Annotated in this window: 13 protein-coding genes and 1 pseudogene; 8 read left to right on the forward strand and 6 right to left on the reverse strand. The window is 66.6% G+C overall.

The features are described 5' to 3' along the window. Positions 1 to 991, reverse strand: a 991-nt coding sequence (locus ACE3TU_RS12835) for an MFS transporter (RefSeq protein ID WP_374624749.1), incomplete at its 3' end; no start/stop codon positions are given. A 92-nt stretch (positions 992 to 1,083) separates the two neighbouring features. On the opposite strand from ACE3TU_RS12835, the gene soxR reads away from it, so the two are divergent. Together soxR and ACE3TU_RS12845 are read left to right on the forward strand one after the other, a co-directional pair. Beyond that, positions 1,084 to 1,539, forward strand: coding sequence for a redox-sensitive transcriptional activator SoxR (soxR, locus tag ACE3TU_RS12840; RefSeq protein WP_374624751.1), 456 nt, complete (start codon positions 1,084 to 1,086; stop codon positions 1,537 to 1,539). Between the two features lie 11 nt (positions 1,540 to 1,550). Beyond that, the gene (locus ACE3TU_RS12845; protein ID WP_374624773.1) at positions 1,551 to 1,622 is read left to right on the forward strand and encodes a DUF3008 family protein; all 72 of its coding nucleotides are present in this window, start codon (positions 1,551 to 1,553) and stop codon (positions 1,620 to 1,622) included. 3 nt (positions 1,623 to 1,625) lie between these two features. Here ACE3TU_RS12845 and ACE3TU_RS12850 read toward each other — a convergent pair whose 3' ends face one another. Continuing rightward, positions 1,626 to 2,111 carry a hypothetical protein gene (locus tag ACE3TU_RS12850; protein ID WP_374624753.1) on the reverse strand — a complete coding sequence of 162 codons (486 nt, stop codon included), beginning with the start codon at positions 2,109 to 2,111 and terminating at the stop codon, positions 1,626 to 1,628. Between the two features lie 383 nt (positions 2,112 to 2,494). Continuing rightward, entirely contained in the window at positions 2,495 to 2,911 is a 417-nt protein-coding gene (locus ACE3TU_RS12855) for a hypothetical protein (protein ID WP_374624755.1), read from the reverse strand. 293 nt (positions 2,912 to 3,204) lie between these two features. Here ACE3TU_RS12855 and ACE3TU_RS12860 point away from each other — a divergent pair, with 293 nt between their 5' ends. Continuing rightward, positions 3,205 to 4,947, forward strand: a complete 1,743-nt coding sequence (locus ACE3TU_RS12860) for a hypothetical protein (RefSeq protein ID WP_374624757.1) — start codon at positions 3,205 to 3,207, stop codon at positions 4,945 to 4,947. Between the two features lie 30 nt (positions 4,948 to 4,977). Further along, complete coding sequence (locus tag ACE3TU_RS12865; RefSeq protein ID WP_374624759.1) at positions 4,978 to 5,979, forward strand: acryloyl-CoA reductase; 1,002 nt, start codon at positions 4,978 to 4,980, stop codon at positions 5,977 to 5,979. Here the strand turns inward: ACE3TU_RS12865 and murD are convergent. The 3 genes from murD to ACE3TU_RS12880 are packed head-to-tail and all read right to left on the reverse strand — an operon-like array spanning position 5,976 to position 9,511. Next, a complete protein-coding gene (murD, locus tag ACE3TU_RS12870) occupies positions 5,976 to 7,295 on the reverse strand; it encodes a UDP-N-acetylmuramoyl-L-alanine--D-glutamate ligase (protein WP_374624761.1) in 1,320 nt (439 codons plus the stop codon). The genes ACE3TU_RS12865 and murD overlap by 4 nt on opposite strands. Then, entirely contained in the window at positions 7,285 to 8,613 is a 1,329-nt protein-coding gene (locus ACE3TU_RS12875; protein ID WP_374624763.1) for a hypothetical protein, read from the reverse strand. The genes murD and ACE3TU_RS12875 overlap by 11 nt, the downstream gene beginning before the upstream one ends. 1 nt (position 8,614) lies before the next feature. Further along, positions 8,615 to 9,511, reverse strand: a complete 897-nt coding sequence (locus ACE3TU_RS12880; protein WP_374624765.1) for a metallophosphoesterase — start codon at positions 9,509 to 9,511, stop codon at positions 8,615 to 8,617. 138 nt (positions 9,512 to 9,649) lie between these two features. Here ACE3TU_RS12880 and ACE3TU_RS12885 point away from each other — a divergent pair, with 138 nt between their 5' ends. From ACE3TU_RS12885 to ACE3TU_RS12900, 4 genes and pseudogenes are all read left to right on the forward strand, one after another. After that, a complete protein-coding gene (locus tag ACE3TU_RS12885; protein ID WP_374624767.1) occupies positions 9,650 to 10,069 on the forward strand; it encodes an NUDIX domain-containing protein in 420 nt (139 codons plus the stop codon). Between the two features lie 340 nt (positions 10,070 to 10,409). Then, the gene (locus tag ACE3TU_RS12890; protein WP_374624769.1) at positions 10,410 to 10,856 is read left to right on the forward strand and encodes a GNAT family N-acetyltransferase; all 447 of its coding nucleotides are present in this window, start codon (positions 10,410 to 10,412) and stop codon (positions 10,854 to 10,856) included. After that, positions 10,834 to 11,493: a CoA pyrophosphatase gene (locus tag ACE3TU_RS12895; protein ID WP_374624771.1), complete on the forward strand. Its 660-nt coding sequence runs from the start codon at positions 10,834 to 10,836 to the stop codon at positions 11,491 to 11,493. The genes ACE3TU_RS12890 and ACE3TU_RS12895 overlap by 23 nt, the downstream gene beginning before the upstream one ends. Then, positions 11,490 to 11,841, forward strand: a pseudogene (locus ACE3TU_RS12900) (CCA tRNA nucleotidyltransferase); the annotation flags it as partial. The gene ACE3TU_RS12895 and the pseudogene ACE3TU_RS12900, both read left to right, overlap by 4 nt.

Raw genomic sequence — 11,841 nt, forward strand, 5'->3', positions numbered from 1 at the left:
GCCCTCCGCTCCAGCTTGAGGTGACCACCGATCCAGAACTCCAGCCCACGGCCACCAGAGCCACCATGTAGCCGGCGACGAGAGGTGTCTGCCCGTGCAGGTTCTGCACGAACAGCGGTACGAACATGTCGCAGACGATGGCGAGGTTGAGCAGGAGCATGGCGGCAAACAGCGGCGCGAGCGGCGACGCCGGCGAGAAGGTACCCTTCGGGAACAGGCGACTTTCGCGGTACTGGTCGATCACGCCCAGCGCGATGATCGCCAGCACCGCGAACCCGACCAGCAACGCAGGCAGCAACGCGCTGCCGGTCAGGATTGAGGCCACCGACACGGCGAGAACGGCGCCAGTCAGCAGCAGGATCTGAAGGACCGGGAAGCTGGTCATGCCCCGTTCGTCGCTGCGCGGCGGCAGGATCCTGTAGGCGAGCAGGCCGAGAAGTCCGGCGGCGGGGACCAGGATCCAGAATGCCCAGCGCCAGGCATCCAGCGCGGCGAACACGCCGCCGACCGCCGGTCCCACCAGCGTCGACACGCCCCAGACGCTTGAAATCAGTGCAAAGGCGCGCCCCCACAGGGCCTGCGGGAAGACCTGACGGATCATCGCATAGCTCATTGCTGTCAGCAGTCCGGCACCAAAGCCCTGGATGGCCCGACCCAGCAGCATGATCCACATGTTGGCGGCCGCCCCGCAGGCGAGGCTTCCGACGGCAAACCCGAGTGCGGCGAGGACATAGCTGCCGCGCGGCCCGATGCCGAAGGGGCGCACCGCGGCGAAGATCGCGGCGACGATCGACGCCACGATGAATACCGTAGTGTTCCAGGCGAACAGCTCCAGCCCGCCGATCTCGCGCACGACGGAGGGCAACAAGGTGGAGCCGATGAATGTCTCCATCGCCTGCAGGCCGACACCGCCGGCGAACACGCCCACGACGAGGCCGCGGCCGTCGGCGACCAGTTCGGCCCATCCGTTCGTGTTGCCTTCTGCGGCCATCTGCTGCTCCCTGGATCGTCGGCTTGCGTCACCGCGCCGGGAGACCTACAACCTCAATCATGGTTGAGGTAAAGCGAAAAAGCACGCCGGGCATGCGCGAACTGACTGTTGGTGAAGTGGCGCGCCGCAGTGGGCTCGCCGTCTCGGCGCTGCACTTCTACGAGCGCAAGGGCCTGATCCGCAGCAATCGGAACTCCGGCAACCAACGCCGCTACGAACGGGATGTGCTGCGGCGGCTGTCGATCATCCGGATGGGGCAGGAACTGGGCATATCGCTGGCCGAGATCGCCGAAGCTCTCGCGCGGATACCCGTCGGCCAGGTTCCTTCGTCCGAGGACTGGCTGGCTCTGTCCCGGGTCTGGTACGAGCGGCTCGACCGCCGCATTGTGCTGATGTCCCGCATGCGGGACGAACTCACCGGCTGCATCGGCTGCGGATGCCTTTCGACGCAGAGCTGCCCGCTGATCAATCCCGGCGACCGCCTGGCCGAGGAAGGGAGCGGGCCGCGTCGGCTGCTGCGACCGGGACGCGACACCTACCGCAGTTGAAGACAGAGTCGATGAGCGAGGCACAGCTCGAGGAGCTTGCGCACACCAAGCGGACAGGCCTGCCCGAGCACAAGTCCGCCTGACGACTACTCCTCGACCGTGTCCAACGACGGCAATTGCGGGTCTGCCCCTTCTCCGGTGATCTGCTGGCCGTCTGCATTCCAGCTCCGGACTACTTCACAAGCGATCAGGTAGTCCTTGTCGCACTCGATGGCGACGACAGCAGAAAGGCTGGCCTCGTCCGGCTGGTCGCAGATGAACTTGTGCCAATGCGGGCCCTCGGCGTGCTGCATGAAGATGTCGGCAACCCAGCCGTGCGGGTAGCACCAGAGGTTCGGCGTGCAATCCTCTTCGCCCAGTCCGCTCTGTTCCATGCACTGGGCAACAGCACAGGCGATGGCGTCTTCGGAGAACTGACCGAAACAGACACCCAAGCCGGCTTCAGGCGCCTGCGAAACGGCAATTCCGCTGAACGCCGGCAGTACGAAACTATCGACGCCGTCCCCCTCCTGAGCCCACGCCGGCTGCAGAAGCACGCCCGTGGCAAGCAGAACGAAGAGCCTTCCCAACATGCTGAAACCTCCGACGAATGCGCCGAACCATGGCGTCGCACGTCCGGCCGATCAAGCTGAAAGTGCGGTGAACCGGCAGCGCAGACAGAAAGAAGGCGCAGGACGGAGCGTCGGGAGGGCGCGCCCCGTCCTGCGGTTATTGCCGGCCGTCGCGGGAGGGACACGACGACCGGCAGGCAGGCCGACAGACTTGGGGTGCCGGCCCTGCCGCTCGCACGCCGCAGGGAAACAGCGCGGGCGGCAACTCTTTGCTAGACGCTGGTACTTGGCCCCGGGAAACACCGGGCCCCGGGGGTACGGGGAGCGCGTTTGGGAATGCAATCGGCAGTGGCCTGCCTAGAGCAACGCGCTCCCCGCCGGCACGTAACCTGTGGACGCAGTAGTTACGTGCCAACCGCCTCCAGGTGCTGATTGCGCACCCAGAAACTCACGATCGCCGCGGCTTCACGGCGATAGAAGTCCACTTCCGCATGGCGTTCGAACACGGCATCCGCTCCGCAAGCCAGGAGCCGGTCCCGAACGTCCTTCTCGAGCGAGGGCGCCATGGCGGCAATCAGCAGTGCGCTGCCATTCCGCATGCCCCGCAGCCGCTCGATGAATTCGTGTGTCGCCGAGGACGAGGCCTTGAGGTCGACGATGACCAGCCCCGGCAGAGCAGCCCGCGCGTCCTCCAGCAGGGCACCGATGCGTTCGGCGCCGACCGGGCCGGTGTCCATCCAACTGACGGAGGGCGCGCCGTGTGCAAGCAGCACCCGGATCATCAGCCGGGCGGAATGAGAGTCGTCGTCGACCAGCACCATGAATGGCTGGCCACCACCAAACGCGTTCATATGGCTCCTTCAGCCGCGCCGCGCGGCACAGACCCGAACTTCAAACCGGCTTTTGCCGCGGGCTTCTCGGTGCGTCTCCGACCTGCCTCGTTCACGGATACTTCGGGAACGATCCCGAACGCCGCCGCTTTGTCTCGACACGACTGCATATGCCGATGAGCCGGTGCCGGCATAAGGCAACCGCCTGTAACTGCGCTGTAACGTCGCTTGCGTTTAACATGTAAATCAGCCAGCATTTTCGGTGGTTGGGGCGAGGATGCGAAGTGGCGGGAGGAGAGCCATCCCGGGAGGCCGTCGAGACTGCCCTGGCCGACCTACTGACGTGGCCGGGTCTCGCTCGCTCGCCGCAACTCTCCAGGTTTCTCAACCACATAGTGCAGGCCAAACTGCGGGGCGACGAAGGCTCGATCAAGGCCTACTCTATTGCGGTGGACGTCTTCGGACGTCCCCCGACCTTCGACCCCCAGTCCGATCCGATCGTCCGCGTGCAGGCGGGGCGGCTACGTGCTGCGCTGGCCGAGTACTATCGGGGCGAGGGGGGAGCGAGCAATGTGCGCATCTACCTGCCGGTAGGACGTTACGTCCCTGAGTTCCTTCCCGGAAGCGATCGCCCGGTCGGAAGCCTGGCAGAATCGGCCGCGGCGATCTCACCCGCTATTGGCGTGACTGGCCCCGAAAAGGCTGCGCCGGCGCGTCCGAGCCGCTTGGGGGAGGCACTGCTGGTGGTGGCGGTCGCGGCGGTGGCCCTGGTCATCGTGCTGGTGCTTGGCCAGGTGCTGCAACCGCGACCGGTCCGGCTGATCGTTCCGGAACGTCCCTCGGTTGCCGTTTCGGAGTTCACGGCACTTGCCGAGGACGAGACAGGGCGGCGCAGCGTCGCGGGTCTCGCGATCGAACTCGTCACGGATCTGCAGTTGTTCAGCACCATTTCTGCTGAGTATCTGCAGGGCTCATCGGACAATCCCGGGGAGTCCGGACGTGCCGCCTATCAGTTGACCGGAATCGCCAGGGCGGAGAGCGGCTCGACAAGGGTCACGGCGAGTCTGAGACGCAGCGGATCGGATCCCGCGCTGTGGACCAGGACGCTGGAGTTGAGGGACGATTCCGCCGAGCAGAATGTCGACGAGACCTCGCGTGCCTTCGCCGAGCAACTGGGCTCGCTGCGAGGTCCGTTGCACCAGGACGGGCTTCGCTGGCTCGAGTTACACCCCGACCTTGCCGGCAGCGAGACGGAGTACTTGTGCGAGTTGCTGTTCGGGCTCTACCGCGACAGCGGCCGGGTCGATGACGCGGCACGTGCCCGCGACTGCGTTTCAAGCCTGTTGCAGCGCGAGGCGGGCTCGGCGACTCTACTGGCAATTGGCGGGGCGCTGCTCGTGGACGACATGCGCGCGGTTCAGGCGCCCGGCAGCTTCGATCCCGAGCCGATGCAGGAAGCCGCTCGGCTGTTCGAGCGGTCACTTGCCGCGGGTGCCACGTCGAGCTTTGTCTGGGAACTCTACGCCCACATGCTGGAGATCTGGGGGCGGCATGCCGAAGCCGACGCCGCCTATGCCTCGGCCGTCCAGCTCAACCCAGCCAATCTCGACGCTCTTGCGGGCTACGCGAGGTTTCTGGTTCTGGCCGGCCCGTCCACAAAGGGCCTGTCGTTCGCCCGCCATGCGACGGAGAACGCACTGGACCCTCCGGCCTGGTACTTTGCGGCACCGGCGGTAGACGCGCTGCGCAATGGCGAAGACTACAGCGCGATCGCCTATGGCGAGCAATTGGCAGCCACCGACTCCGAACTCGGAGCGGTGATCGCGACGGTCGCGGCGCATCGGCTTGATGCCAGGGACGTTCTGAATCGTTCGCTGGCGCAGATGCTGGAGGTGACGCGCTTTCGCCGCTTCGGTATCCTGCCGGTACTGCACCAGCGAATCCCCGACGTCGCGCTTGTCGAGCAGATCGGCAAGGAACTCGCCGCCGCGGGGGTGACGCCGGCTGCACTTGGCGGCCGCTACTAGGCGATGGCCGCGACTGTCTCGGGAGCCGCAATGGTCTTTAGTGCCCACGTGAGCCGCAAGCTGGACGACGGAACGATCGGCGGTGCGGTGGAGGCGGTGGATGAGAGTGCGTTGCCGCCGGGCAATGTGCAGGTGGCGGTCGAGTGGGCCGGTCTCAACTACAAGGACGCCCTGTGCCTCAGCGGACTGGGCAACCTGGTCAAATCCTATCCGCATGTAGGCGGCGTGGACTTCGCCGGGAGGGTCGTCGAGAGTTCGGACGCGCGCTACCATCCCGGTCAAGGGGTGGTGCTGACCGGCTGGCGGGTGGGCGAGATCCGATGGGGCGGGTTCGCACAACGCGCCCGGGTCGACGCTGACTGGCTTGTTCCGCTGCCCAAGCGCTTCTCTACCCGCACCGCCATGGTTCTGGGCACGGCCGGACTGGCGGCGATGCTGGCGATCAACCGCCTGCAGGCGGAAGGCAGCAGAGCGGGAGACGGCGAAGTGCTGGTCACCGGAGCGGGCGGCGGCGTCGGCAGCATCGCGGTCATGCTGCTGGCCAAGCTGGGATATCGGGTGGCGGCGCTGACCGGCCGCCCCGAACTCGCTGAGCGCCTGACCAGGCTCGGGGCCAGCCGAATCGTGACGCGTGACGAGGTGCTGGCCGCGACCGGCCGGGTGCTGGACAAGGAAGCCTGGAGTGCGGCGATCGACAATGTCGGCGGACCACTCCTGGGTGAGGTACTCAAGAAGATCCGCTATGGCGGCGCTGTCGCGGCGGTCGGGAATGCCGCCGGCCGCACCTGGGAGGCCAGCGTCATCCCCTTCATCCTGCGCAACATCTCCCTGCTCGGCATCGATACGGTGATGCAGCCCTTCGCGTCGCGTCAGGCCGCGTGGGACCGCCTCACCACGCTGTTCTCGCCCAGTGCCTACGAACCCATGGTCACCGAAGCACGCCTGGCGGACCTGCCGGCGCTGGCTCAGACCATGCTCAAGGGGGGCATTGCCGGGCGGGTCATTGTCAACCCGCGGGATGCGCCCAGCTAGCCCCGGCCGACCAGGTAGTTTCCGGCGAGCCGGACGAAGGCGTCGCCCCGCTCCTCGAAGTTGCGGAAAGGCCTGCCGGCGGCCTCGAGTTGACCATAACTCGGTGCGCCGGGCGACAGGATGATCGTGTCGAACTTTCCGATGCGGGCCGCGAGGGCCTTCATCGCGTCATCGAGCGTCCCGGCTTCGACGACCTCGATGGCCGGTGCGGCGGCATAGGTCAGGGTGGCGAGCCGGTCGCCAGTCACCGGGAGGCACACGAGCACGGTCACGCCGCGCGGCGCGAGGAGCCGCGCCAGTTCGGCGTAGTCCTGATGGCGCTCGTGGCCGCCAGCGATGAGGGCGAGCCGCCCGCCCTCGTAGGCGGCGAGGGCTGCCTTGGTCGCCTCGGGCGTGGTCGAGATCGAGTCGTCGACGATAGTGATTCCGGCGACCTGATGCTCCTCGAGTCGATGCGGCAGGGGGCGGAACCGTCCGATGCCACGAATGACCGCCTCGATGTCGGCCTCTGCCTTCATCGCCACCTGCGCGGCCAGCAGGGCGTTGTCGAGGTTGTGTTCCCCCTTCAGTCGCGAGCGGCCCACGGCAGTGGCGATGCGGTCTCTCAGGAATGGGGCGATTGCCGGGATCAGTCGATGACCGTCGCGCAGGGCGGCGATCACCAGCGGATGGTCGATCGCGCCGCGTCCCAGGGCCACCGGAAACGGCGCATCGCGGTCGATGAGGTTGAGCTTGTCGCTGTAGTAGCGCTCGACGCTTCTGTGCCAGTCGGTATGTTCCGGGGTGAGATTGGTCACGGCGGCCAAGTCCGGAGTGAAGGCCATGTCTGCCGTCTGGTAGCTGGACAACTCGAAGACCACCACCGCATGCTTGTCGGCGATGTCTAGCGGAGCGAGCCCGACATTGCCGGCCAGGCCGGCATCGATGCCCGATTCGACCAGCATCAGGTGCACCAGGGTCGCGGTCGTGGATTTGCCCTTGGTCCCGGTAATGGCGATCACCTTGCGACCGTCGCGAAAGGCCTCCCCCCAGAGGTTCAGGTTGGACGTGACCGCGATGCCGGCCTCGCGCGCCATGGCAAAGATCGGGCGGTAGCGCGAGACCCCCGGGCTCTTCACGATGGTCGCGAAGCGATGTTGCTCCATCGCAAGCGCCAGGTCGGCGGGGGCGATGAATTCGGCGTCCTCGATGTCGGCATCGCCGCTGTCGACAGTCACGAAGACCTTGGTGTCCGGCGAGCGGGCCCGGATGAAGGCCCGGGTGGAACGGGCTTCACGACCGGCGCCGTAGAGCAGGACGGGTTCTTCAAAGAGCATGGGGGGCGACTCGCTGGACAATGTCATCCGGGATCAGATGTTCTGTCGCATCGTGGTTCAGTTCGGCAAGCGCGGCCTCCAGTCGCGGGGCGCCGAACTGCGCCAGCAGATCCGACCTCAGCCGGCTGACGATCGCTGCATCCGCCCACTCCGGCCGCGACGTCAGAGTGTAGAGGCACGCGGCCGCCTCCTCGATCTCACCGACGCACTCCCAGGGCTTCTGGCCGGCGAGGCCGGTCAGTTCCCGAAACGAGCGCTCGTGCCTGGCCTGGTCCAGCAGGTTCTGACCGAAGATCTCGATCAGCCGCGCCTTGTCCATCACCGGGGCGAGGATCAGGAAGACGAAGTGACACTTCGGGCATCTCCCGCACCAGAGCGGGCCGTCGTGGCCGGCCAGCTTGAAGTTCTCGTTGCAGCTCGAGAATACCCGGTCGAAGCGGGTCTGGCGTGCGAAAAGCGCGGCGATACGCGCTTCCGAGTAGGGGCGGAGGAGGGAGAAGTAGCCGAGCGCGCCGCCGGTTGCGGCGGCCAGCGCCTCGGCGATCAGTCGCTCGAACGCCATTGATTTGGAGTGTTGGTGGTTGGCCTCGCGTCCGTCGAACGCGACATTGCCCTCGCTGGCCGACCTCTCATTGGAGAGCACGATACGGCGATAGGAGAAGAGCAGCGCGGTGAGCGCCGCGATCATCGAGTTGATCGCCGTCGAGGGCACATGGCCGTTGTAGTAGCCAGGCAGCTTGCCGAGCCGGATCATCTCCGGATCGAGCCGGCGCGCCACATAGATCGGGACACGCCCGATCTTGTCGACGGAGCCAAGGATCGGTCCCTTCGGGTTGACCGCAAAAGGGGTGAGGTCCACGCCCGCAGCTTCCAGCAGCTGGAGACTGACCAGCGAGTCCTTGCCGCCGCCGATCGGCAGCAGGACGCGATCGACCAGCCTGGGGGCCTCGACGGCGTCGTCTGCTGCGGCGCCGGCCTCCAGCACGATGCGGCCGAAGCGCTTCAGTGCATTGCGCGCGTAGAACTCGCCGAGGCCGTTCTCGTAGACGTCGAGCACGAGCTCGCGCTCACGTTCCGTGAGCGCGAGGGGCGTCGTGATGACGAGCGGGGCCTTCAGCTTGAAATAGCTAACGCCCAGCACCATCGCCGTCAGGCCGAGCAGCCGGGAGAAGGAAGGTGCACTTGCCACGGTCGGGTCGAAGCCGGCCGGAAAGGTCAACGTCTCGACGAAACGGAGGTCGCCGAGCCGGTAGCCGAACGCAGCGACACCCCGGGAGCTGTCGAAGGCCGGTTGCTCGATGCTGAACTGTTCGTCCACGCTAGTAGATCCTCAGGCTCAGTCGGAGCACGATATCGGTAGAGAGGCGCTGGAATCCAAACTCGCGAAGCGTGCACTGCCAGGCAGTTCCGAGGCGCTGTATGCTGAACAGGTTGTAGCGCGCCGGATCGTGCCCCCCCGTGTCGCCGCCCTGGGCGGCGCCGGCCGCGGCCACGCCCACCACCGGGACGTCACCACGTGGTCCCGGGACCGCGTAGATGGTGGACTGATGGGTATGCCCGTGCAGGATCAGTTCGGCGCCGTGGGCGGCGACGGCGGCGCGGAACAGGCGCGCGCCGTAGAGCCCCAGCCGGGGATGGGCCTGCTCCTGATTCGGCGGGTGGTGGATCATCACGACCCGGAAGTAGCCGCCCTCGCCGAGCAGGCGCAGGATACGCCCCAGCCGTTCGCCCTGCTCGGCGTCGAAGCGTCCCAGTGCCATTCCGGGCGCGGTGGGTACTGCGCTGCTGCAACTGACGATTGCCACTTCGCCGATGCGGCGGACGAACGGGAACGGGGCCGAGTCGACGGTTTCGCCGCTGATGTAGCCTCCCCAGCGCGCCATCGCCTTCTCGAGCTGCCCACCGATGTAGGCATCGTGGTTGCCGGGCGACACGCACACCACCTCGGGGGGGCCGATGGTCTCGAGCCAATTGTGCGCGGTGTTGATCTCGGCATCGAGGGCCAGGTTGACCAGGTCCCCGGTGATGGCGGTGAAGTCGGGAGACTGCCCCCGCATATGCCGCACCAGCTTGACCAACCCATCGCCGGCGAGAGTGTGCTCTCGCTTGATCTTCCAGTTGAGATACCCGGTAATCCGCTTGCTGGCGAGGTCGCGCAGCCGCACGGGCGGCAGCGGCGCCAGATGGACATCGGAAAGGTGGGCAAGGGTGATCATCTATCGGCGTAATGCCACGAGGGAAGCGGCAAGAAAATGGTGTAAATGCCCATAGCTCCAAAACCGCCCGGTTCGCCGCCGGCCCCGTCATCCATGTCGCACTGGCAGCGTCTTCGAACCTTCGTGCACCTGTTTGTCGTGGGCCTGCGCCGCAGGATGGTGCTGGGGGCCCGGGTGGCCGTTCTTGCTGACGGCCGGGTATTGTTGATCCGTCATACCTACCTGCCGGGATGGCATTTCCCGGGCGGTGGCGTCGAGCCGGGCGAGGCGGCGGCAGAGGCGGCGGCAAGGGAGATGGTCGAGGAGACGGGACTTGCGCCTGTTGCGCCGCTCGAGTTTTTCGGCCTCTACCACAACGTTCACGAAGCGACGAACCGGGACCACCTGGCCTTCTTCGTCTGCCGCTCGTTTCGCCACGACCGCGACATCGGTCGCAACGCCGAGATCGCCGAGATCGCCTGGTTCGATGTCGACGGCCTGCCGCAGGATGTGGAACCGGGCACGGCTCGGCGCATTGCGGAGATCGGCGGAGCGGCACGCGCGGGGCATCGCTGGTAGCGGTCAGCGCCTTGGCGGCCCGCAGGTGGGCAACACGGAGCACCCATCGGCGGCCGTTCACCATGATTTGCCATGGACTGGTCGCCCATCCTGATGCTATTGCGACCACAGACGTCAGGAGGCGTCCAGGATGGTGAAGGCATATCAGACGACACGACGACCCTAACCGGTCGGACGCTGGCCCGCTCGGGCCGGCATGCATGTCCCTGTCTCATGCCCCTGGATTCGTCTCATGATTGCCGCTTCCTCTGCTGCCGAGGCAGCCCCGGTTCACGCCACCTCTCCGACCGTTCGGGTCGCAACAACTGCCGACGACCGTTTCGTTGAGGAGCTGCAGGCCATGGCCTTCGGCCCCGGTCGGTTCGCCCGTACGGCGTTCCGGGTGCGCGAGCGGTTTCCGATCGACACCTCGCTCAGCCTGATCGCCGAGGTAGGCGGCGTGCCCTGCGGTTCGGTGTGGATGACGCCGATCAGTGTCGGCGGAGTGGACGGCTACCTGCTGGGTCCGCTCGCGACTCATCCGGATTTCCGCAAGCGGGGTGCCGGCAAGCTGCTCGCCCGCGAGGTGACCCGCAGGGCGCTGGAGCGCGGCGAGGGCGAATTCGTGCTGCTGGTTGGCGATCAGGACTACTACGGCCCCCTGGGCTGGGTTCCAACTGTCCCCGGCGCCATTGTCTTTCCGGGACCAGTCGACCCGAACCGTGTGCTGGTCTACGCTGACGACCAGAGCCTGGCCAGCCGGCTTTCAGGTCCCATCAGGGCGTTTGGAGCGGGCCGGCGTTCCTGAAGCGGAGCGGCACCTGGACGAGGACGGACTCATCGCACGGATCGCGGGGCGCCTGCTGCGCCGTCCGCAGGCTTTTGATGGCATCCATTCCCTGACGCCGGACTGGCTGCCTGACGTGGCGCATGATCGGCCGCCTGTGCCGGCGGCCGTCTTGATCGCGCTTGTGCGCCGGTCGGCAGGGCTCTCGGTCCTGTACACCGAGCGTTCCCCGAGCCTGCGATCGCATTCGGGCCAGATTGCCTTTCCGGGCGGCAAGATCGACCCGACGGACCAGGACGCCGCGGACGCGGCGTTGCGCGAGGCGGGCGAGGAGGTGGGGTTGGTGCGGGATGACGCCCGCGTTCTGGGGTATCTGCCGCTCTACTACACCGGCACCAACTACCTGATCACGCCGGTGGTGGCGGCCATCACCCCGCGTGCCCCGTTCGTTCCCAATCCCAGCGAGGTGCGTTCGGTGTTCGAAGTGCCCCTCGACTATCTCCTTTCGCCCGCCAGCTTCACGACATTCAGCGTGCGGCGCGGCGAACAGGAGCACACGACCTGGCAGATCACACATGCCGGGCTTGTCATATGGGGAATAACCGCCAACCTTACGCGCCGCTTCCACGACATCGCCCTCGGGCCGGAGACCGGTTGAGTTCGCAACGCAACATTCTCGATCGCCTGCGCGGCGCCGAATGGCTGATGCGCCCGGAGACGCAGCGTCTGCTGGCGATGCTCGATGGTGCCCAGCGTCGCACCCGGGCCGTTGGCGGCATCGTGCGCGATACCCTGCTGGGCATCGAGCATCTGGGCAACGACGTGGATTTGGCCACTGAACTGACCCCAGATGAAGTCGCGCATCGAGCGTCGCGAGCAGGGGTGGCCGTCCATCCTACGGGGATCGAGCATGGGACCCTGACGCTGAGGCTGGACGACCTGGTTGCCGAGGTGACGACGCTGCGGCGAGACGTCGAGACGGACGGCCGTCGCGCCGTCGTCGCTT

Origin of the sequence: Devosia sp., from assembly GCF_041917035.1 — a bacterium.
Lineage (GTDB): Bacteria > Pseudomonadota > Alphaproteobacteria > Rhizobiales > Devosiaceae > Devosia_A.

Coding starts and splice junctions, on each gene's coding strand:
- soxR (WP_374624751.1), top strand. CDS start 1,084: ATGCGCGAACTGACTGTTGGTGAAGTGGCGCGCCGCAGTGGGCTCGCC.
- ACE3TU_RS12850 (WP_374624753.1), bottom strand. CDS start 2,111: ATGTTGGGAAGGCTCTTCGTTCTGCTTGCCACGGGCGTGCTTCTGCAG.
- ACE3TU_RS12855 (WP_374624755.1), bottom strand. CDS start 2,911: ATGGTGCTGGTCGACGACGACTCTCATTCCGCCCGGCTGATGATCCGG.
- ACE3TU_RS12865 (WP_374624759.1), top strand. CDS start 4,978: ATGGTCTTTAGTGCCCACGTGAGCCGCAAGCTGGACGACGGAACGATC.
- murD (WP_374624761.1), bottom strand. CDS start 7,295: ATGCTCTTTGAAGAACCCGTCCTGCTCTACGGCGCCGGTCGTGAAGCC.
- ACE3TU_RS12880 (WP_374624765.1), bottom strand. CDS start 9,511: ATGATCACCCTTGCCCACCTTTCCGATGTCCATCTGGCGCCGCTGCCG.
- ACE3TU_RS12890 (WP_374624769.1), top strand. CDS start 10,410: ATGGCCTTCGGCCCCGGTCGGTTCGCCCGTACGGCGTTCCGGGTGCGC.